21 protein-coding genes are annotated in these 20259 nt (G+C 59.1%); 9 read left to right on the forward strand and 12 right to left on the reverse strand.

From position 1 onward, the window contains the following. Together K1X75_00005 and K1X75_00010 are read left to right on the forward strand one after the other, a co-directional pair. The coding region (locus tag K1X75_00005) for a PaaI family thioesterase (GenBank protein MBX7056415.1) at positions 1–358 on the forward strand (358 nt) is incomplete at its 5' end. Between the two features lie 99 nt (positions 359–457). Next, positions 458–2089: a bacteriohemerythrin gene (locus tag K1X75_00010; protein ID MBX7056416.1), complete on the forward strand. Its 1632-nt coding sequence runs from the start codon at positions 458–460 to the stop codon at positions 2087–2089. On the opposite strand, the gene K1X75_00015 is transcribed toward K1X75_00010, so the two are convergent. Beyond that, the gene (locus K1X75_00015) at positions 2086–2775 is read right to left on the reverse strand and encodes an aminopeptidase P family protein (protein MBX7056417.1); all 690 of its coding nucleotides are present in this window, start codon (positions 2773–2775) and stop codon (positions 2086–2088) included. The genes K1X75_00010 and K1X75_00015 overlap by 4 nt on opposite strands. Before the next feature lie 97 nt (positions 2776–2872). Here K1X75_00015 and K1X75_00020 point away from each other — a divergent pair, with 97 nt between their 5' ends. The 3 genes from K1X75_00020 to K1X75_00030 all read left to right on the forward strand — a co-directional run bounded on the left by K1X75_00020 (position 2873) and on the right by K1X75_00030 (position 5919). Continuing rightward, positions 2873–3820 (forward strand): hypothetical protein, encoded by a 948-nt coding sequence (locus K1X75_00020; GenBank protein ID MBX7056418.1) that lies wholly within the window; start codon positions 2873–2875, stop codon positions 3818–3820. Between the two features lie 43 nt (positions 3821–3863). Next, positions 3864–4265: a hypothetical protein gene (locus K1X75_00025; GenBank protein MBX7056419.1), complete on the forward strand. Its 402-nt coding sequence runs from the start codon at positions 3864–3866 to the stop codon at positions 4263–4265. 85 nt (positions 4266–4350) lie between these two features. Continuing rightward, positions 4351–5919, forward strand: a complete 1569-nt coding sequence (locus tag K1X75_00030; GenBank protein MBX7056420.1) for a PAS domain S-box protein — start codon at positions 4351–4353, stop codon at positions 5917–5919. Here the strand turns inward: K1X75_00030 and K1X75_00035 are convergent. The 9 genes from K1X75_00035 to hflX form a co-directional block, all read right to left on the reverse strand. Beyond that, on the reverse strand, positions 5858–7816 hold the full coding sequence (locus K1X75_00035; GenBank protein ID MBX7056421.1) for a PAS domain S-box protein: 1959 nt from the start codon (positions 7814–7816) through the stop codon (positions 5858–5860). The genes K1X75_00030 and K1X75_00035 overlap by 62 nt on opposite strands. Positions 7817–7818: 2 nt before the next feature. Beyond that, complete coding sequence (locus K1X75_00040) at positions 7819–8592, reverse strand: MBL fold metallo-hydrolase (protein MBX7056422.1); 774 nt, start codon at positions 8590–8592, stop codon at positions 7819–7821. After that, positions 8592–9041 (reverse strand): chemotaxis protein CheX, encoded by a 450-nt coding sequence (locus tag K1X75_00045; protein ID MBX7056423.1) that lies wholly within the window; start codon positions 9039–9041, stop codon positions 8592–8594. Before K1X75_00045 ends, K1X75_00040 begins: the two co-directional genes overlap by 1 nt. After that, positions 9041–9403, reverse strand: coding sequence for a response regulator (locus K1X75_00050; protein ID MBX7056424.1), 363 nt, complete (start codon positions 9401–9403; stop codon positions 9041–9043). The genes K1X75_00045 and K1X75_00050 overlap by 1 nt, the downstream gene beginning before the upstream one ends. Before the next feature lie 225 nt (positions 9404–9628). Continuing rightward, entirely contained in the window at positions 9629–10840 is a 1212-nt protein-coding gene (locus K1X75_00055; GenBank protein MBX7056425.1) for a bifunctional 3,4-dihydroxy-2-butanone-4-phosphate synthase/GTP cyclohydrolase II, read from the reverse strand. A 108-nt stretch (positions 10841–10948) separates the two neighbouring features. Beyond that, positions 10949–12085, reverse strand: coding sequence for an aminotransferase class I/II-fold pyridoxal phosphate-dependent enzyme (locus K1X75_00060; GenBank protein ID MBX7056426.1), 1137 nt, complete (start codon positions 12083–12085; stop codon positions 10949–10951). Between the two features lie 18 nt (positions 12086–12103). Then, a complete protein-coding gene (locus tag K1X75_00065; protein MBX7056427.1) occupies positions 12104–12964 on the reverse strand; it encodes a thioredoxin family protein in 861 nt (286 codons plus the stop codon). Between the two features lie 162 nt (positions 12965–13126). Next, positions 13127–13987: a hypothetical protein gene (locus tag K1X75_00070; GenBank protein MBX7056428.1), complete on the reverse strand. Its 861-nt coding sequence runs from the start codon at positions 13985–13987 to the stop codon at positions 13127–13129. After that, a complete protein-coding gene (gene hflX / locus K1X75_00075; protein ID MBX7056429.1) occupies positions 13962–15692 on the reverse strand; it encodes a GTPase HflX in 1731 nt (576 codons plus the stop codon). Before hflX ends, K1X75_00070 begins: the two co-directional genes overlap by 26 nt. Positions 15693–15826: 134 nt before the next feature. Between hflX and K1X75_00080 the strand changes: the two genes are divergently transcribed. After that, positions 15827–16513: a queuosine precursor transporter gene (locus tag K1X75_00080; protein ID MBX7056430.1), complete on the forward strand. Its 687-nt coding sequence runs from the start codon at positions 15827–15829 to the stop codon at positions 16511–16513. A gap of 12 nt (positions 16514–16525) precedes the next feature. Here K1X75_00080 and K1X75_00085 read toward each other — a convergent pair whose 3' ends face one another. Next, the gene (locus K1X75_00085) at positions 16526–16738 is read right to left on the reverse strand and encodes a hypothetical protein (protein MBX7056431.1); all 213 of its coding nucleotides are present in this window, start codon (positions 16736–16738) and stop codon (positions 16526–16528) included. Positions 16739–17668: 930 nt separating this feature from the next. On the opposite strand from K1X75_00085, the gene K1X75_00090 reads away from it, so the two are divergent. From K1X75_00090 to K1X75_00100, 3 genes are all read left to right on the forward strand, one after another. Beyond that, the gene (locus K1X75_00090) at positions 17669–18316 is read left to right on the forward strand and encodes a hypothetical protein (protein MBX7056432.1); all 648 of its coding nucleotides are present in this window, start codon (positions 17669–17671) and stop codon (positions 18314–18316) included. 87 nt (positions 18317–18403) lie between these two features. Continuing rightward, the gene (locus K1X75_00095) at positions 18404–18802 is read left to right on the forward strand and encodes an HU family DNA-binding protein (protein MBX7056433.1); all 399 of its coding nucleotides are present in this window, start codon (positions 18404–18406) and stop codon (positions 18800–18802) included. Positions 18803–18891: 89 nt separating this feature from the next. After that, the gene (locus tag K1X75_00100; protein MBX7056434.1) at positions 18892–19227 is read left to right on the forward strand and encodes a polymer-forming cytoskeletal protein; all 336 of its coding nucleotides are present in this window, start codon (positions 18892–18894) and stop codon (positions 19225–19227) included. Between the two features lie 3 nt (positions 19228–19230). On the opposite strand, the gene dusA is transcribed toward K1X75_00100, so the two are convergent. After that, complete coding sequence (gene dusA / locus K1X75_00105) at positions 19231–20259, reverse strand: tRNA dihydrouridine(20/20a) synthase DusA (protein ID MBX7056435.1); 1029 nt, start codon at positions 20257–20259, stop codon at positions 19231–19233.

Consider the following 20259-nt stretch of genomic DNA (forward strand, 5'->3'; position numbering starts at 1 on the left):
TCTGTCCAGTCTGGCGCCGGAGCAGGCGACTGCTACAATCCCCTATGCGCAGGAAAATCGCGCCCTGCATGGCCTGATGCACGGCGGCTGCCTGTTTACAGTGGGCGACACCATTACGGCCATTATGTGCATGTTTCATGTGGAGCATCGCGACGAACGAATGCTGACGATCAGCGCTTCCATTCGCTATTTGCGGCCCGTGGATCGCGACACGGTGCGCGCCGAGGCGCGCCTTCTTCGAAAGCGCGGCAGGCAGCTGGAGTTTGTTTGCGACTTCTTCAATGAAGCCGGCAAACGCAGCGCCCAGGGAAAGTACCGCTACGTTCTGGCGCGGCTGCCGGGCAGCGGCGCGGCCTGAGCCGCCGATCTATTGGACCGCCGGATGCCCTCAGTTGGCCGGCGCCAGGGCGCTGGCAATTATTGACAGGGCGGAGGAATGCTTGTAAACTGCTAAAAGATGTTTCGTAGAAATGCCCTGTTGGCGCTCGTCACTTCCTTGATCGGGATTGTACTGAGCATGGCTGCGATCCTGCTGAATGCCTGGCATTTCCCGCTTTTGCTTGCGGCGATCGGTCTGCAGAGCCTTACAGCAGCATTCATTTTCTTGCAAAAGCGGCGCATGGCGCAGGACCTCCGGGCGCTGACGCCCTGGGCGCGACAGGCGGTTTCAGGCAAGGCTCTGTCGGAGCGGACTGGACTGGTTGCCACCGATGAGCTGGGATTCCTCGGCGGTCATCTGGACTTCTTCCTCGATCGACTTTCTTCAAATATCGTGCAGCTGCGCGACGTAGCCCGCGGCCTGGCTCAGCTGCTGGCAGAACTGCGTAACGCCTCCGAACGACTTTCTGGCAGCATCGAAAATGCTGCGGCAATTACCGAGCAACTGACACAGACCTCGGAACAGGTGCTGGCGGCCGTAGACAGCATCACCGATTCCGTAGGCGCACAACAGAAGAACATTGCACAGATCACAGCGCACACTACAGAGCTGCGCCAGCAGGTGCGCAGTGCGAACAGCGCCCTGGCCGAAGGCGCGGGGACAGCGCGCAGCCTGGAAACGCAGGCCGCCGGCAGCGAGTCGGATCTGAGTACGCTGACTGGATCTCTTTCGCACGCCCTGCGCAATGCGCGCGAGGTGGCTTCCATTGCCGCATTCATCTCCGAAGTGACCGAACGGATGACGCTGCTGGCGCTCAATGCCTCCATTGAGGCGGCGCGCGCCGGCGAGTCCGGGCGAGGCTTTGCCGTGGTCGCCGATGAGATCAGCAAACTGGCCGGGACGACTGCCGGGCGGATGGGCGAAATCAATCGCCTGGCCGACGACACGCGCAATACAAGCAAAGGCGCGGAACTGGCTGGGCGTAAAATCGAAATCGCGCTGCGTGAGATCGTGACCAGCGCCGGCGCCATGCGCGTTCAGTTTACCGCAGCGCAAGAAGCGGGACAGATGGTAGATCAATTTGCTGCAAACGCCGACAGTGCGGCGCGTACTGTCTTTGAGGAAGGCGCCGGAATCGGTCAGGCAGCCGCGGAGCAGAAGGCGGCTATTGAAGAGATCGTCGATGCTGTGCAATCGCTTTCGCTGGATGCCGAGTCGCTGGCGCGCGCCTCCGATATGCTGGTTCGCGGCATCCACCAGATCGAGATGACTGGCACGCTGGTGTCCGGAATGAGCGCACGTTTCCGGCTCAAAGACGGCGATCTGCTGCCCTGGAGCCCGCTCTTTGTGCTGGGGATTGTTGAAATCGATGCGCAGCATCAGCGGTTGGTGCAGATGATCAATGAGTTGTATCGATCGATGTCATCTGGCAGCGAGGCCGAAGACATTGCCAGGCTGGTGGACGGTCTGCTGGAATACACAGTGAATCATTTTCACTACGAAGAAGAACTATTTGCCAAACGCAAGTATCCCCAGGCGACAGAGCACACAGCAGAACATGAAGCATTTCGTGATCGCGCTCTCGAGTTTCGCGAGGCCCTTGGCCAGGGCGACCCCACTCTGGGGCCGCGCTTGATGACGCTCTTGACTGAGTGGCTGACTCACCACATCATGGAATCGGATCGCGCATATGTTCCCTATCTGCGCTAAGTCGCAGCTTCATCATCCAGCAGCAGGTCTTCATAGAATGCGCCAAACTTTGCCGCGGGGTGCCGAATCTGAATTTCAAGCACCCAGGCGCCGGAGTCGGGGACAAAGTCGATATCGCCAAGACTGCCGCGAAAATGATGATGATGCGGGAACATTGAGATGCGGTGCCCGTCCACTTGCAGATTCAATTGCCACCCTCGTCGGCGCGCAGATTCCGCTGCCAACTGATAGAGTTCGCGACCGCTGATGCGACCGAGCAGCCAGTGCCGGCGCACCTCGCCAAAAATCCGGCGTACATCGCGTACACAGCGGCGCTGTTCTTCGTTTTCTCCCACTGCAAAGCTATCGCCAGCGTCGCCTTCGAAGCCATCGAACACTGGAGCGATATCAAGAAAGAAGATTCCCTCCTTATCCAGGCGAAGATCCGGCGCCGATCGCATTCCGCAGGCCAGCAGCGTGTTTTCACCGAAACGGACCTGCGGAGGGTGCCAGCAGCGCTCCGCGCCAGACTCCTGCAGCAGCGCTTCAGCCATGGCTACAGCCTCCGCTTCCAGCATGCCCGGTGCAATGGATCTGGCAATCTGTTGCAGGCAGCGACGGGTTTGCTGACGCGCCGCAAGCAGACCGCGCAACTGAAAGCCCTTTCCGTGCGCCTGCAAGCGGCGCCGGGTGAACCAATTGAGCATTGTCTTATCCTCGCCCCTGGATGAGTAGCCGCCGCTTCTTTCTGTCGCCAGCCTCTTTTGCTTTGACCTTTGCACAGCGAAATGTGCAGACTGGTCCATGGCAGAGGAAGACGGCTTGCAAAATGAATCGGCCCCGCCGGCCAGCGGCTTCAGCAGCGGCGTCGACGCTGTGGAGGAGACGGCGCCGGAGGCGGAGCAGTTGCCCGATTGCGTTACGCCGGTTGCCGAACTCCAGCAATTGCAGTCCGGCGCAATTGTGCGCCGGCGCGCGCCCGGCAAGGATCAGCAGGGACGCTTTGTTCGCTTGCAGGAAGACGGCCAGAGCTTCGTGGTCGAGGATGTCATCGATCTGGTTCAACATGAGTACCTGGCAGAGGCCGGTATCATTCGACCCGGTCCCGGCGAGCAATTGTATCAGTATGATTCAGTATTTGGCGAAGATCCGCTTTCTCGCGAGGCTCTGGATACTCTATCCGGCTGGAGTCTGTACAAAGAACATCCAGAGTTGCGCAATGAAATAACGCAATTTGTGCGCCGCGCCTTTTCCCCCTCGCAGATTAAGGACTGGAAAAGGAAGGAAAGCTTGCGCTCGCTATTCGTGACCATCCAGCATCGTTTCCGCATTGGTCGTCATCGCGAGAAGACCGACTGGAATAAGGTGCGCCTGGAACGATTTGGCGAGGCGCTGCGCTCTTTGCATAGCGGCAAACACATGACCTATGTGGCCTTTATTCCGCGCGACAGCAGCCACGAACCGATGTACTTCACCATTGGCACCAAGCCGCACCTTGAAACATCCAAGCAGCTGGAACGCGAACCCTTCGCCTTTCGGCCCAATCATGGCGGTCACATCAAGTGCGTAGAAGAAGTCGATGGGGTCAAGGTTGTGCTGGTAGATGCCGGCTCCAATGATCTGGGAGCTGGCATGCATACGCCGCTGGCCATCGCCGAGATGGTGGCCGAGGGTCTGAAGCGCCTGTATCCTGATCTCGATTACCGGCCGGTTCCGGGGCGCGAGGCTTTTGGACTGCAGCAGAGCTACTGAAAATGTGCGCAGTCGTCCCGCCGCCCGACCGAAAATGAAGCATATGGATTCTTCGCAGCGCGCCGAACTGGTTCGACAGGGCAACCAGGCCTTCAACGAAGGCGACTATACGAAAGCGCGCGATTTGTTTACGCGGGCCGCTTACAAGGACGGCCTGATCCGGCTGGGCGACTACTATATGTACGAACGAAGGCTGCCGCTGCTGGCTTACGGTTACTACCGTCGGGCGGGCGCGGAGGCCAAGATTGCTGATCTGCATCGGCGCATGATCGGGGCCCTTGGCGAATGGTTGGGAAAAGACAAGCTCCGTCCGGAATCAGTCCGCAGTCTCGGTCTGGGCCAACGAGCAGAGGTTCAAGTGGATGCCAGCGGGATGATTCCAGTCTCCGTGGCGCCGGAGCTGCGCGAGGCTGCCCTGCGCATTTTGCAATCTTCTGGAAAATAAGCGGGCGATCCTTTCTGGACAGAAACGGTTACTGTTGATACTATGACAGTAGCACGAAACGATTCCCCCGTACTGCTACTGAGCTATGAGCAACGAAATCCTTGATACGCTGTTGGAGGCGATGCCGGACGCAGTGTTTGTCAAAGACGGTCAGGGTCGCTGGCTGTTGGCCAATGCGCAGGCCCTGAGAATTTTTGATCTTGAGAATCAAGATTACAGGGGAAAGAGCGACCTGGAACTGGCGGCGCTGGTTCCTTTTTTCGGTCCGGCGCTGGAGTATTGCGGAACAAGCGACGAAGCCGCCTGGCGCTCGGGAGAGCTGACTCGCGGCGACGAGACCATCGTCCGGCCGGATGGCAGCTCGCGTTCTTTTGATGTATTAAAGGCGCCGATGTTCAATGCCGATGGCAGCCGGCAGATCCTTGTCATTCTGGGGCGCGATATAACCGAGCGCATCGCGATGGAGCGGCAGATTGCCGATAGCGAGCTGAAGTACCGCACCATTGCCAATTTCACATACGACTGGGAATACTGGCTGGGCGCTGACGGTCGTGTTGTCTACAATTCGCCTTCGTGCGAGCGCATTACCGGACACAGTCCCGAAGATTTCATGGAGAACCCCAGACTGGTGGTGGAAATCGCACACCCAGAGGATCAGCAAAAGGTTCGCGCACACTTGTTGAGCAGTTTTGACAGCGAGCGCGATGATCCCCTTGCTCTGGTTTATCGCATTATTCGACCGGATGGCGAGGTGCGCTGGCTGGAGCATGTCTGCCAGCCGGTGTACTCCTCGGACGGGGAGTGGATTGGACGTCGCGGCAGCAATCGCGATATCACCGATCGCAAGAGCGTGGAACTCGAACTGGCGCAGACCGTCGAGGCCCTGAAAAAGAGCATCAAAGAGCGAAAGACTCTGGAGCGCTTCTTCTCGCGAGATATCCTGGACCAGGTGCTGGAGAAGAAAATCTCCGATCGGCTCGGCGGCAAACGCTGCAATGCTACTACGCTCTTTTTTGATCTGCGCGGCTCCACCGGCATTGCCGAGCAGCTAGACCCGGATGTCTTTGCCGAATTTCTCAGTATGATCCATACTGATGTTATGGACTTGATCTATGGCAATCATGGTTCGGTGAACAAGCTGATCGGCGATGGCATATTGGCCACCTTTGGCGTGCCCACTGCCACCGGCGATGACGCTATGAATGCCGTGCGCTGTGCCGAGCAGGTGCGTTCTTACATGCAGGTCTTCAATGAAGTGCGTCCCGACTACCTGCCGACGCCCGTGGAATTTGGCATCGGCATTGCCACCGGCGAAGTTTTTGCCGGAAACACCGGTTCCGTGCGACGCATGGAATTTACGGTGCTTGGCGATTCTGTGAATCTAGCGGCGCGCCTGGAGTCGATCGCCAAGATGGCGCGCGTAGACATCCTGCTGGACGGAGAAACACGCCGATTGCTGGGCGATCGCGTTCGTTTGCAGCGAGTTCGATTGGACCGCGTTCGTGGCAAGATGCAAAAGGTCGAAATCTTCTATATGAAAGAGATCCGTACATCGCCGGCCGCGTCGGCGCCTGCGACCCCGCCGTCGCCGCTCATGCCGGCTGGCGCGCCGGTGAATCCGCTGCCAGGCGCGGCAGCGAAGCCGTTACCGTAAGCCCCCGCCCGGTCGACGAACGCAGTCGCAGCTTGCCGCCCATGGCGCGCACAATTTCACGGATCATCGGCATGCCCACGCCGCGCCCTGCATGCAGGTGCGCCTTCTCAGCGCTGGAAACGCCTGAGCGAAAAATCAGGGCAGCCGCCTGACGATCGCTGAGTTCGCTGGCGCGCGCCGTGCTGAGCAGTCCAGATTCAACAGCGACGCGGCGCAAACGCGCCGGGTCCAGTCCGCGCCCGTCATCGCTAACCGAAATTTCCAGGCGGTCGTCATGAATGGCAGAACTCAGGCGAATGGAACCCGGCAGTGGTTTGCCAACTTTCAGCCGTTCCTCGGGACTTTCAACGCCGTGAGCAAGCGCATTCTTTAGCAGCTGGACGATCAGCCCCTTGGCAGGCATACGTTGCGCACTGGCCAGCAGCGAGGCCTCAAATGCGCTGCAGTCAAAACTGACCTGCTTGCCCAGCTCTTCGCTGATTTTCTGTACAAGGCCCTGAAAAGAGCGCTGAAGGGTATCCGTTCCCTCTCGTTGTGGCTGCCTTTCGCCAAAGCGATCGCGAAAGTCCAGCAAGCGTTCGGTCAGCTGGCTGGTTTCGTCGATCAAACCGACAATCTCGCCAAAGGCCACAAGGAACGGAAAAAAATCGCCGGCATTCAGGTCTGGTTTGCGGATCGCCTGTGAAACCTTTTCTTCCACCTGATGCAATCGCTGCGCCAGAAATTCCAGTCCCAGAAGGTCGGCGTCGCCTTTTATCTTGTGCACGGAGCGAAAGATCGCCTGCAGCCTGGCAGGCAGACTTCGATTGTTGTCGGCCTCTTTCAGGATGCCATCGATCAGATCAAGCTCGATGCGCGCCTCATCGATGAACTCTGCAAGCATCGCCGAATCGACGTGCAAAATACGGAAGAGCAGCTCCATCTGCGACTGGGCCTTGCGCTCATTGGCCTTGAGCTGTTCGCGCAGCGCCGCTTCGGCAGTAACATCGATGACCGTAGCCATCAGGTGGGCGATCGATTCGTTTTCCGATACTCGGCGAAAGCTGAAGCGCAGCAATCGCGATTCCGGGGCTTCGCCTGGCGCGCCATGGCTGAAGGAAATTTCAGACAGCGGATTGAGCTGCTCCAGACTGCCGGCGAAGACCTTCTGGTCAAACATCAGCTTTAGATAACTCTGTGCGCTTTTCAACGCCGCTTCCGAAATATGCGCGGAAATCAGCTTCAAGAAATCGCGCTCCGACGGATCCTCGCCCAGCAAAGAAGCTGTCGCCTGCGAGTATTGCCCGCTCACAAAATAATCTCCTTCACGCTGGTAGATCAGGAAGAGGCCCTGATCGATAGCGTTCAGAATTTTGTCCGTTTCCTGCTTGGCGGCGGCCTGAGCGACCAGCTGTTCGGCCTGCTTCTGTTCAGTGATGTCGCGGACGATCGCCGTAAACATCAGACTGCCCTCAAATTGCAGGCGGGCGATTGCCAGGTGCGCCGGAAAAACTGCGCTATCGACGCGACGCCCGCGCAGCTCGCGGCTGGATGCGCCGCTCTCCGCCGCCAGACGCAAGGCTTCGCCAAACTCCTTTACATCTGCAAAGAATTCGGCAAGTTCCCGCCCCGTGACCCGTCCATTGTCGCTGCCAAAAATCTGGACTGCCGCCGCATTGGCCGACTGGATGCGCCCCGCTTGATCCAGACTGATGATGCCATCCGCCGCCGTATCGACAATAGCGCGAATGCGGTGTTCGCTTCGTTCCAGATCGCCGATGACGCTGGCCAGATAGGTCAGGAGTTCATTGATCAGCTTTTCGCGGTGCTTGTAGAGCGTGATTTCGCCCAGCGCCCGGTAGTACTCTTCATCGCGCGCGTAGCGCGGATCGCTTGCTACATGCAGCAAGGAGGCCATGATCAGGCGGACCTGGCCTTCTGCATCATTGGATCATCGATTAAATCCAAACCGCAAGGCAGGTTCCACAGTGCCTCGACAATCGAATTCAACTGGGCGCGCGGAATAACCTGGCCATGCTGCGGAGCGTAGACCTCGGCATCCACGCTCTGGATTTTCTGCAGCGCGTAGCGCAAAGCAACGTTGGAGGGCATGAAGCCCTGCATGAAAGCGATGGTATTCTTCAAGGCCGCCTCCGTATGGTAGAGCTCCCAGTCCGGGCCGACGCCGCCCAGAATGTCTCCGGTAAAGAGCGTCCGCGACTTGATGTCATAGGTCATAACGGCGCCCGCAAAATGGGCGAAGGGCGTCACAATGAATTGTAGCTCGCGGCCGCCCGGCGTCGTGTAGTGGAGGTAGTCCTCTTGAATGCGATAGAACTCGCCCTGTATTCCATAGTGTTTCAGCAAGTAGACCGTCTTGGCATGGGCGATCACCCGATAGTCATAGGATCCGCGCAGGCTTTCGAAAATGGGAACCGAGGCGCAAAGATCAGGGTCCTGGTGATTCAATATGATCGTGCTGATCCATTGCGGCTTCACAATCGAAAACAATTTCCGTCCGACGACGGGAAAATCCGGAACCGAACCGGGATCGATCAGGATGGAATCCTCGCCGTTCTTGATCAGGTAGGGATTGCAATGCAGCGCCTCATCGGCCATGAAGTAGCCGGCCCAGAATACATCGGGCGCAATCTCGATGGCCTGATTGGTGTCCAGTTCAACGGGCAGCTGCATCACTGAATTCCTATGACCAGATAGGCGGTGTAGCTTCGCCATTTGATGGGCGCTACATACACGGGGACGTCATTGGGCGTGGTGATATTTTTCAGGGCGCCCTCGACGACGACCGGAATGGAAATCATGAAGTCCGCTCCAAATTGTTCGCGAGCATTGCCGGCAATGGTGTTGGCAATCTCGCCGGCCAGGTCGATGCGCGCTGCTGCGTCGTCGCCGCTGCCGCCCAGAATGGAATGCACCAGTTCGCCAAGCATCGCATTGCCGGAGGTGAAATAGATCATGCCTTTGCGATTGCCGGAAATGCCAATGACGCCCGTGCAATCAAGGGCCACGGTTTCGCCTGGCTTTTTCAAGAAGGGAACCGCCATTTCCACGCGGTCGCCGGCAATCTGCGAAAAGTAGCGCACCGCTCCTTCAACAAAGATCTTCAGATCGACGTCTTTCATCAGGCCTCCTGGATCAAACGGGCGATCTCGCCGCGCAACTGTTCTGCAGTGAAGGGTTTGCCCAGAAAACCGCTGGCGCCCTTCTGCAATGCTTCCAGCGCAGTGTCCTTATCGCGCAGTGCGGTGACGATCAAGATACGGGCGGCAGGATTGATAGAGCGCATTGCTTCCAGCGCGGCCAGCCCGTCCATTTCCGGCATTGTGATGTCCATTGTGACCAGATCCGGCGAATGGCTGCGGAACATCTCCACCGCGATTTTGCCGTCGCCGGCCTCGCCGACAATCTCCAGCTTAAATTCGTCCAGGTACTTCTGCACAGCGCGGCGGATGATACTGGAATCATCGACGATCAAGAGCTTCACATGAGCCCCCTTAGAATTTGCGATTGCGAATCAAATTTCATTGCATTCTGCCGGACAACCCTCGCAGCAGTTTTAACCGCCTGCGGAGCTGCAAGCTAATGCGCAATCGAATTACAAAAAACGAAGCGTGCAACGCGGAGGCGCCGCCTCACATTTGCAGAGTGCTACAAGATGGAGACAGAATGTTCCTGCGTCTCCGTAGCGCTACGCAGATGCGTCGCTGGCTCAGCTGTTGCGCAGGATCTCGTGGCCCAGTTTGTCGCGCTTGGTGCGTAAGTAATTGGCATTGTGCACGTTGGGCGGCGTCTCCAGCGCGACGCGCTCTGCGATTTCCAGTCCATAACCGGTGATGCCAGCGCGCTTTGCGGGATTGTTGGAGATCAATTTCATGCGCTGTACGCCCAGGTCTTTAAGGATTTGCGCGCCCACTCCATAGTCGCGTTCGTCCATCTTGAAACCGAGCTTCAGGTTCGCTTCGACCGTGTCCATGCCGCCTTCCTGCAAGCGGTAAGCGCGCAGCTTATTGACCAGACCGATGCCGCGACCTTCCTGTTGCATGTAGAGCACCACGCCCTGTCCGGCTTGCTCGACCATCTGCATCGCAGCGTGCAATTGCTGGCCGCAGTCGCAGCGACACGATCCGAAAATATCGCCGGTAACGCAGCTGGAATGAACGCGCACCAGCACCGCTTCGCCCTCGCGCCATTCGCCCTTGATCAATGCCAGATGAATCTCGTCGCTGTTTTTCTGACGATAGGCGCGCAGTCGAAAAGAACCGTATTCGGTTGGCATCTCGACTTCTTCGACGCGCTCAATCAGGCTCTCATTGCGCAGACGGTATTCAATCAGGTCCTTGATGCTAACGATCTTGAGCTGGAACCTTTCTGCTATCTGCAGCAGGTCCGGCAGACGCGCCATGGAGCCGTCTTCATTCATGATTTCCACCAGCACGCCGGCCGGCTGCTTGCCAGCCAGCCGCGCCAGGTCGCAGGCCGCTTCGGTATGACCGGCGCGACGCAAGACGCCGCCATCGCGAGCGCGCAGCGGAAAGATGTGCCCCGGTCGACCAAGATCCTCCGGTCGCGTCGTTTCGTCGACGAGCGCCCGAATCGTCCGCGAGCGGTCGGCGGCGCTGATGCCGGTAGTATTTCCGTGAGTGAGCAAATCAACGGACACCGTAAAGGGCGTTGCATAGGCGGCGGTATTGGCCTGCTCCTGGACCATCATTTGCAGATTGAGTTCACGACAGCGTAAATCGGTGAGCGGCGCACAGATCAATCCTCGCCCGTGAGTGGCCATGAAGTTCACGATCTCCGGCGTAACATTCTCGGCGGCGGTGACAAAGTCGCCTTCGTTTTCGCGGTCTTCATCATCGACCACGATGATCAACTTGCCCTGTTTGATTTCTTCGATCGCTTCCGGAATGGTATGGAGCATAGGATCCTGCCTGAATACAAGGACGCAACTGGACGGCTGCTGACGGCAGTTTTTTTGGGGTGCGGTCGCTCTGTCAATGCCGGGCTAGAGTCTGCGCGAGGGCGCTTCTCAGTTGCGTGAAAGGCTGTAGAGCAGCCGCAGGATACGATCCATCTGCGGCCAGGTTCCAATGGAAATCCGTATGCGCTTCTGACAGGGCGCTTCGCGAAAATAGCGCACCAGAATGTCCTCGGTACGCAGCAACAAAAGGATCAGTTCGGCGCAGCTGGCCTCCGGCGGGGCCGCCGCACCGCGTACCTGCAGTGCAGAAAGCAAGCCGCTGCGCATCGAATCGGGCGGCTCGCTGAAGACAAAGTTGGCGCTCGAAGGCAGCGTGTCAAAGCCCAGGCTGGCAAGCTCGCTGACAAAGCGGTCGCGGTTCTCCCGGATCGCGTGCAGGCGGCGTGACTGCTCTGCTTCGTCGTTGAGCGCGGCCAGCGCCGCCGCCTGGCCCAGTCGGCTTACGTTGTAAGAATCGCGAAGCTTATCAAATTGCTGATTCAAACTGGCATGCGAAAACATCCAGCCGATGCGCTGGCCGGCGAGGCTGGCCCATTTGCTGAAAGTGTTCATCACCAACAGCCGCGGGTAGCTTTCCGTTCCGGCAAAGGCGGCACAACTCTGTCCGCCAAAGGCTACGTAGGCTTCATCAATCAGCGTCAACCCGGGATTCTGGCCGGCAAAATCCAGCAGTGCTTCGCGATCTTCGGCGATGCCAGTGGGCGCATTGGGATTGGCAAGAATCGTAAGTCGGGCCTCCCGGCTGAGCTGACGCAACGCTACAAAATCCATCCGCCAGTCTTCACCTAACGGCGCCTCAATATGCCGCGCCTGTTGCATTGCCGCCAGGATTGGATAGAGCGAATAACTTGGGCGAGCGCTGAGCATTGCATTGCCTGGTTCGAGCACGGTCCGAAACAGCAGGCTCAGCCCTTCATCGGAGCCGTTGGTTACAATGCAGCGTTCGGCCTGCTGTCCATACACTTCGGCCAATCGCTTGCGGAGCGCGCTGGAACGAGGATCTGGATATTTTTCCAGGTGATCGTGATCGATCGCGTTGTGCAGCGCCTGCAGCACCGCCGGCGAAGGCGGAAAGGGATTCTCATTGCTGTTCAGCTTGATGACATCCGGGCTGTTGATCTGCAGCCCCGGCGTGTAACTCTGCATGGAGCGGATATGCGCCCTTGCAAACTCAACCGGTTCCATGTCGGTCAGGCCACGGTCTCAGTGCAGGTCGGCAAGCAACATCTCCGCTTGCTGGCGCTCGCGACCGGGCCGCAGCGCGCGCAATGCAACAAACAGGTCGGCGCGTGCATCGGCGCTGCGTCCAAGGGCATGGAAGCTGCTGGCCCGGTACAATCGCGCGAGACCATGCTGGTGATCGCCCTGCGGTCGTAGCGCCAAATAGGCGCTCCACAACGAGACTGCTTGCTGGTCGCGATCCAGTTGCATGGAGCTTACGGCGGCATTGAACAGCGCTTCCTGGCGCAGCGTTGTTGCTCCCGCTTCCGCCCGACGATGGGCCTGCATAAAAAGATCGTAGGCGACTTGCCATTCGTGGCGTTGAAAAGCCGTCTCGCCGCGGGCCAGCAGACCGGCGGCATCGTCCGGGGAGCTTGCGCCTCCCGCATTTTGTAGGCCGCTGGCGGCGGCTGCACTGCGTGCGTAGATTTGCCGCAGACGGCGGGCAAATTCGCCGGCCGGCAAGTAGCCATCGATACGATCGATCTCGCTGCCGTCGGCATTCAAGAAGACCTGCGTGGGAAATCCTTGCACGCGGTAGCGACGGCTGATGGCCCGGAAGCGATCGCCATTTACGCGCAGTTGCAAAAATCGAACGCTGATTTCGCGGACGACCGGATTGGGATAAACATCCTCCACCAGTCGCCGACAGTAGCCGCACCAATCAGCATAAAAGTCGAGCATCAGTGGCTGTTGATTCCGGCCCGCCTGCTCCAGGGCTTCCTTGATCTGCCCGTCTGCATCTTGCGGCCGGCTGTTCAGGGAAAGCGGGGAGAGGCCGGCCATCGCCACGACTAGCAGGAGCCGCGGGAAGATACATCTGGCTGCTGGAGCGCTATCCATGACTGTTCTCCTGCAGATTAGATAACAACCCGCCGCCCTGGGTAGAATTTTTTGTTCAATCCCCGACAATCTGGTTTAGAGCCGGTCCCAAAACCCTACGGATGGGGTTTTGGGACGCGCTCCTATGGACAACGGCCTGGCGCTGTTCCCCGGCCTGGATCGCTAGCGGCGCGCCTGGTCCGGGTAGACGCTGATAACGTGGGCGTATGCGGCGATGATCGCCTGGCAGCGGTCCTTGCCCATGGCATTGACGTCCGGATGGTACTTTTTCAGCAGCGTTCGATAGCGTTGCTTCAGATCTTCGCGATCAGGCAGTTCTGATCCGGAGTATTCCATTTCGCGTAAAGCGGCGCTCAATTCCGGAGGCAGAAGTAAGAGACGACGTTCGTCGGCGTCAACGATTGGGATTTCCCAGAATTCGGCGCGCTGACGCAGTCGATCATACAACCCAAGACAGACGTCTTCCCAGCGCATGGTACGTCGTTTGAATTGTTCTCCGAGATAGCCATGCAACAACGCACGACTCAGGTGGTGGTCCTGTACATGCAGCTGTTTCAGGTAGAGTCCGCTGGCAAAGCGAACGTATTCGTCCAGATCAAATCGACTCAAACAATAGAACTCGGCGGCGTCGCTAAAACGCTGGCAGCCTGCGACGGCCGTCTCCAGAAGATCGCGGTCGATTTCGTCGCTTTGCATGCGACTCATGCTGACTGATTGGAAGAATTCAATCCATTCCAGCAGACGCTCCTCTTCAAAGTGGAAGCCGGCGCTCTGAAAGGCGGCGGCAGCGCCAGGCAGGCCCAGGGCGGCGGCAAAATCTACCAGGTCGGCGACATTCTCCGGACCGAAAAAATCAACAAGCTCTTCCGACCAGCCAGGCGTATGCCGTCGAGAGTAGAGGAAGCGGTAGTAGCGCTGACGATCCGTTCCAAGCAATTCGAGCGCGTAGTCGAGTTCTAGCTGCCAGCTTTCGCCGGCGCGCACCGACTCCATCTCTTCAAGCAATTCCTGAAGTGGCTCCAAACCGACCCGGCCTTCGATTCTCGCTCTTATCCGCCAATTGTAAATCTTCGCCCTGCGCCTGGCCGGCTGCGCCAGTCGCTTTTGAACGCGCGGCAAAGACCGCCGCTTCAATGACTTCCAGCAGATGATCGAGGTTGCGACGAGCCTGAGCGGAAATCAAAGCGTCTCCCGGTCGTTCCAGAAAGCGCAGCGCGTCGGCATCAAGCATATCGCATTTGTTGTAAACGCGAATGGTTGGAATGCCCAGCAAGCCCAGGTCGCCAAGAATTTCCTCGACGGCCGCGATCTTTTGTTCGCGCGCATCGTCGGCCGCATCGATGCAATGCAGAAGCAAACTGGAATCGCGCAACTCTTCCAGGGTGGCCTGAAAAGCGCGTCCCAGTTCCGGCGGCAGGTCATGGATGAAGCCGACCGTATCGGCCAGAATGATTTCCCGCTCTTTTGGAAAACGCACGCGTCGCGTCGTGGGATCCAGCGTGGCAAAGAGGCGGTTTTCGGCCCTCGTCTCGCTGCGCGTCAGGGCGTTGAGCAGCGTCGACTTGCCAGCGTTCGTGTAGCCAACGATGGAAACGACGGGAATATCATTATCAGCGCGCGTTCGACGGTTCAACTCGCGCCGCTGGCGTAGTCCGCCAAGTTCCTTTTCCAGGCGAGCCAGTCGCTCATTCACGCGACGCCGTCCGATCTCCAGTTTGGTCTCCCCGGGTCCGCGGCCGCCAATGCCGCCGGTCAGGCGCGACATGTTGTCGTCCTTTTCGGACAGTCGTCCCTTGAGGTAGCGCAGCTGCGCCAGCTCAACCTGCAGCTTTCCGTCGCGGCTGCGCGCATTTCTGGCGAAGATATCCAGGATCAGCTGGGTTCGATCCAGAATCTTCAAGTCCGTGATTTGTGAAAAGCGTCGAGCCTGCGCCGGACTCAGTTCCAGGTCGAAGAGGATCATCTCCGCGTCGCGCTGCACGGCCTCGATGGAGATCTCCCGCGCCTTTCCGGAGCCGACGAGCGTCAAGGGATCCAGGGCGTTGCGCCGCTGTGAGATCGCGCCGACTACATCAACGCCTGCGGTGCGACAAAGCTCTTGTAGTTCAGCCTGCGATTGTTCAGGATTGCGGCGGCGTCGCATCGCCGGCGTATACACGCCAACCAGCAATGCTCGCGGCGCGCCGCTGGCGCGTTTCAGCTGAGCGTCGTGTTCGCGAAAGGCGCGCTCCATGTCTTCAATGGTTTCGCGCAGATTCTCAGGCAACTGGCCGGGCAGGGCAGGTTCCTCCCTGATATAACCATGCGCCTGGCCCGGCATAAGGTGAGCGCTGTGGAACCGAGCGGGCAGGCCCTCCTCGTCGATAGCCACGGCCGTGATGTAATCCAGGCGCAACAAGGTCAGGTCGTAGAGATCTTCCTGACTGAGTTCTTCTCCCCGGAGGTGAGTGTGCACGAGGCGCAAACCTCGCAGGCGCGCTGCGCGCGAGCGGTCCAGCTCCGGAATGAAAATGCGACCCGCGTCGCCTACCATCAGGTGTGTAATGTAGCCGGAGCGGTCGATCAACACGCCAAGCTGGCGTCCGATCTCCCGTGAAAGTTCGCCGAGGGCGCGAGCAAACTCCTGTGTAATGACGGCATTGCCGCGGATCCGACGATCGGCCAGGCGCTCCAGGCGCTGACGTTGATTGCTCTTGAGATCTTGGACGTTGCCGCTGATGCTACTGATGGCGTGGCCTCGATCAGAAGTATAGGTTGCGTCGCCGAATTGTCAAGCGCGGAAGCAGAGGCCGTTCGTTTTCGCAATCTTGGCGGACTTCGCGCTTGCCGAATGGGAAGCAGGCTGCGCCCTGAGCCATCGCTATGCAGCCCGAAGGACGTCACTACCGCTACTTTGACCTGGTTATGGCCGGTTTTGTGATCGTCCTGGTGTGCTCCGGCGTAATCGGCGCGCCTAAGATTTCGCAGCTCTTTGGCTTCACCTTCGGCGCCGCCGTCGTATTCTTTCCCTTCAGCTATATCTTTGGCGATATCCTTACTGAAGTCTATGGCTATGCTCGCGCCCGGCGCGTGGTCTGGGCGGGATTTGCCGGCCTCGGCTTTGCCTCGCTGATGAGCGCGATCGTTGTGGCTATGCCGCCTGCGCCGGGCTGGAACGATCAGCAAGCTTTTGTTACTGTTCTCGGTCAGACGCCGCGCATTGCGCTGGCTTCATTGATCGCCTACTGGGCCGGGGAGTTTGCCAATTCCTTTGTCCTGGCAAAGATCAAGGTTCGGATGGAAGGCCGCGTTCTCTGGGTACGGACCATTGGCTCTACTATCGTAGGCCAGGCGGTCGATTCGCTGTTGTTTTATCCGCTGGCCTTTTGGGCCCTCTGGACGCCGGCCCAGGTCTTCGAAGTAATGATCGTGAATTACTTTCTCAAAGTGGGCGTCGAGGCGCTGATGACGCCGGTCACTTACATTGCCGTACGCTTTTTGAAGCGCGTTGAAAACGAGGACTATTACGATCGCGATACGCGCTTCACGCCCTTTTCGCTTGAGGAGTGAGGTAGTTCCCACTCAGTCTTCGTATTGCGCCAGAAGGCAAATGGCTCGTGCAATTTCCACATACTTCAAGCGCGCCAGGTCTTCCAGATTGCGAATGCCAAAGGCTTCCTCCAGCAAGCGGGCATGCCGCGGGGTGAGACCCTCCAGTGCATGCACCGGGCTGCCGGCCAACTGTTTGAGCGTCATGGACTCAAAGGGCTTGTCCACTGCGCCCCGAATGGAAATTGGCGTAATCTTCGCCGCGCGAGTTGCGCTTTTCTTCTTCTTTGCCGCCATGGCTTCTTTCTCCCTCATTTGATTCATGATTCCGCGAACGCCTTCGCTGCGAGTCAGACGGCCGTGGCGCGCGCCTTCGCCCGCTTCGGGTTCGGCGGCCGCCAGTGGAACGATCTGACCTCCGGTAAGCGCGGCGATCGATTGGGCTTCCGCCACACTCAGCTGATGCCGCAAGCGTTTGGCGTCGCGCTTGCCAGCCAACAGCCAGACGACGATCAGTACGACCAGGGCCGCAATCAACAGAGCGACCAGAAGCCAGATCCAGAAGGGCGGTCCCGCTTCCCGGCCCGCGCTCTCGCCTGTTTGCGCCCGCCGATTGGCATCGGCCGCAGCCTGGTTAGCCGCCTGCAGCGCAAGACGCAGGTCGGCGGCGCTGGCGTAGGCGCGAAGTTCGATGCGACGGTGCGGCTCCCTTGGCGTTTCAATAAGAACGGCGCCATTGGCGCTTGATGCAATTGCCGCCTGCACTCCGCCGCGTTGAGCTTCTGCCAGAACGATCTCGGCCCCGCGTCGCGCTCGACGATCGGCAATGGATCGGCTGGCAGCGAAGCCGCCGGTGTCGCATGCAAAGCCGCTGACCAGAAAGTAGGTCTTCCCTTCGGCCGCCGCGGCGACGGCTGCATTGCGCAGCGCCTGGCGATCGCGGCTTAGCGGTTCGTACTGCGTGAGTTGAAACCGAATTGTGACCAGAGCCGTCTCAGCTGGCTGCGGCTGGCAGGCGCTCAGCGTCAGCAGAAAGGGCAGCATCCATTTCAGACCGGCCCCTCGTGGCGCCTTGCTGCTCCTGCGGCCCTTCATTGGTAAATTTTCGGCGAGCGTCGGACTTCGACCGATAATTTCCCTGGACCCTCTGCTCTCTGGAGGCCGCGCATTTTTTCCATGCAGAATGTGGATTTCAGTCCTCGCTTGCGGCGCGCATCATCCATCCGTAGCCTGCCGGAGGCGCCCGCCGCGCCTTCATCCGCTCTGGACTTGCGTCGCAGCAATCGTAGCATTGTGGCGCTTGCTGCCGGCGGAATACTGATCTTTACGCTCGGACTGGTGGCCGGCATCCAGATTGGTCGCTTGAAAAACCTGGACGAGACCGTAGTCCGCTATCCCGACGGCAGACGAAACTCAGCCCCGCCGCCGCATGCGACGCCAGCCCCGGAGCGCTCTGCCCCGCAACCGGCTGCTGTCAATGACCGACCAGGCGGCGCCCAAAGCGTACTTGCCAACCAGCCAGAAGCCGGACGCTTTATCATCAAACTGGGATCGTTTCGTAGTAGCGAGGCGGCGAGGCTTAGCGATCGGCTGAATGCCATTGCCGGCCTGGAAAGCGTAGCGACGACGCCCTGCAGGGGAGTTCAGGAACCCGCCCGTCAGCGCGGCGCTGCTTTTCGGGTGGGGGCGGCAGGACGCCGCGAGTTGGAGAATGTTTTCGCCGGCTGCTTTCGAAGCGCCGCGACTGCACAGGCCGCCCTGGAGCAAATCCAACGGTCCGGAGTGCCCGGAGCTTCGCGCGCGCGAGTCTACGAAATTGAGTGATTTTCGGCCCTTTTCTCTGGACCAAAAAATATTCTTGCCCTCCTTGAAGTACTCGCTTTGGTAACGCCACGACAGGAGATCGCCTGCATGGCAAAGAAAAAAACGGCCAAGAAAGCATCCAAGAAATCAAGCTCAAGAAGCTCCAGCGGGAAGTTCTCCTTCCTCGACGAGGTTCTGGCCAGTATTCTGGACTCAGCTGAAGTAACTCGCAAGGGCGAGGTGAAGCTCAAGCGTAGCGATGTGAAGCTGGCGCTGGAAGCGGCCTTCGAGAAGGGCGCCGTAGCTGCAGCTGGCGGCGAACGCGTAAAGGTTCCGTTTCTTGGAACTCTGGCCTTTCGCGAAGTAAAGGCGCGCAAGGCCGGCATGCAGATGAATCCCTTCACCAAACAGCCGGCGATGGTTGCCGCCCGTCCGGCCAGCCGCAAGCCTCGTTTCAGTTTCTCCCGGCTCAGCAAAGACGTTTTCAGCGCCAAAAAGAACTGGTGAAGTTGCCGGTCGTTTTCGAAAAGAGTTTCCAAAATCGATCGGTTGATCTCCTTCTGGCCCCGGGAGCTTCCATCCCGGGGTACTAACACATGATCGAAACACAAAAACGACAGATCCGCCTCTTGAAGACGATCACGCTGAACGGCGGAGACATCGTAGCGGAAGACGACCTCCTGATTTACGGCAAGGTCAACGTATCGCGCATCGAGGCCAGCGGCAAGACAGTCGTCATTGGCATAGGCGCAGACGTCAGCGCCGATATCCGCGGCGGCACTGTGCAGGTCATCGGCACTTTGAATGGCAACATAACCGCCTCGGAACTCATTTCCGTCGCCGAAACGGCCACGCTCAATGGCGACATCGCAGCCCCGCACATCGAGCTGGCCAAACGCTGCCGCTTCAGCGGTCGCCTCACCTATATCTAAGCCTCAAGCTGTAGCTGACTGCCGCGAGGGTGCGGCAGTTGGCTCCAATGCAGATATGCTGTAGCTCAGCGCAGACTGCAGCGGCGCCGCCGGATCGGCGCTGCGCGCTGCGGCGTTCAGCGCCCGGCGCCATTGAGCAGCGCCGCGAATGCCGTGAAAAAAGCCAGCTGCATGTCGCAGCAGCGCCCGTTGTTCCGCTGGCGCCTTGAGCTCTGCAAGCAACTGCAGCATGTACCCGGCAAACGATCGGCGGCGTTGCTCGATCGAATCATATTGTATTGTACTATCATAGAATCGAGCGTCGGCTTCGGCAAAGATCCAGGGATTGTTGTAGGCGGCGCGCCCAATCATAACGCCATCCACCATGCGCAACTGTTCGGCGGCGGCATCCAGGTCGGTTATGCCGCCATTGATCTCCACCGGCAAATCTGCAAAGGCCTGCTTGACGGCGTGCACAAGCTCGTACTGCAGCGGCGGAACGCTGCGATTCTGCCGCGGACTGAGGCCGCTGAGAATTGCAATGCGGGAGTGGATGATCACCCGGTCTACGCCAGCGGAGCGCAAAGCGGCAACAAAACGCAGCAAAGCCGGGAGACCCTGCAGACTGTCGATACCTGTGCGGTGCTTTACGGTAACCGGAAGCGCTACCGCAGCGCGCATGGCGGCCGCCAGTTCCGCACAACGCTGCGGGTCCGCCATCAGGCAGGCCCCAAAGGCGCCGCTCTGGACGCGTTCGCTGGGGCAGCCGGCATTCAGATTGATTTCATCGTAGCCCGCATCGGCGCCAATGCGAGCCGCTTCAGCCAGTTCGCGCGGCGAGTCGCCCCCCAATTGCAGGGCAATGGGATGCTCCTGCTCCGAAAAACGCAGCAGTCGCTGGCGATCGCGACCCAGAACGGCGCGACAGTGCAGCATCTCGGTATAGAGCAGCGTGCGTTGACTGACTTGACGGAACAGCTGCCGAAATAGTCTGTCGGTACAATCCATCATCGGCGCTACTGACAGCGGCCCGGTTGTTGGTCGCCGCGCCAC

It is taken from the genome of Leptospirales bacterium (genome assembly GCA_019694655.1).
Classification (GTDB): Bacteria; Spirochaetota; Leptospiria; order Leptospirales; family Leptonemataceae; genus SSF53.

What these genes read in the sequence shown, in the direction of transcription:
- K1X75_00100 (MBX7056434.1), top strand. Translation starts at nt 18,892, where the DNA reads ATGATCGAAACACAAAAACGACAGATCCGCCTCTTGAAGACGATCACG.
- K1X75_00035 (MBX7056421.1), bottom strand. Translation starts at nt 7,816, where the DNA reads ATGGCCTCCTTGCTGCATGTAGCAAGCGATCCGCGCTACGCGCGCGAT.
- K1X75_00065 (MBX7056427.1), bottom strand. Translation starts at nt 12,964, where the DNA reads ATGGATAGCGCTCCAGCAGCCAGATGTATCTTCCCGCGGCTCCTGCTA.
- K1X75_00010 (MBX7056416.1), top strand. Translation starts at nt 458, where the DNA reads ATGTTTCGTAGAAATGCCCTGTTGGCGCTCGTCACTTCCTTGATCGGG.
- K1X75_00030 (MBX7056420.1), top strand. Translation starts at nt 4,351, where the DNA reads ATGAGCAACGAAATCCTTGATACGCTGTTGGAGGCGATGCCGGACGCA.
- K1X75_00015 (MBX7056417.1), bottom strand. Translation starts at nt 2,775, where the DNA reads ATGCTCAATTGGTTCACCCGGCGCCGCTTGCAGGCGCACGGAAAGGGC.
- K1X75_00090 (MBX7056432.1), top strand. Translation starts at nt 17,669, where the DNA reads ATGCAGAATGTGGATTTCAGTCCTCGCTTGCGGCGCGCATCATCCATC.
- K1X75_00045 (MBX7056423.1), bottom strand. Translation starts at nt 9,041, where the DNA reads ATGAAAGACGTCGATCTGAAGATCTTTGTTGAAGGAGCGGTGCGCTAC.
- K1X75_00060 (MBX7056426.1), bottom strand. Translation starts at nt 12,085, where the DNA reads ATGGAACCGGTTGAGTTTGCAAGGGCGCATATCCGCTCCATGCAGAGT.
- K1X75_00025 (MBX7056419.1), top strand. Translation starts at nt 3,864, where the DNA reads ATGGATTCTTCGCAGCGCGCCGAACTGGTTCGACAGGGCAACCAGGCC.
- K1X75_00040 (MBX7056422.1), bottom strand. Translation starts at nt 8,592, where the DNA reads ATGCAGCTGCCCGTTGAACTGGACACCAATCAGGCCATCGAGATTGCG.
- K1X75_00020 (MBX7056418.1), top strand. Translation starts at nt 2,873, where the DNA reads ATGGCAGAGGAAGACGGCTTGCAAAATGAATCGGCCCCGCCGGCCAGC.
- K1X75_00095 (MBX7056433.1), top strand. Translation starts at nt 18,404, where the DNA reads ATGGCAAAGAAAAAAACGGCCAAGAAAGCATCCAAGAAATCAAGCTCA.
- K1X75_00055 (MBX7056425.1), bottom strand. Translation starts at nt 10,840, where the DNA reads ATGCTCCATACCATTCCGGAAGCGATCGAAGAAATCAAACAGGGCAAG.
- K1X75_00080 (MBX7056430.1), top strand. Translation starts at nt 15,827, where the DNA reads ATGCAGCCCGAAGGACGTCACTACCGCTACTTTGACCTGGTTATGGCC.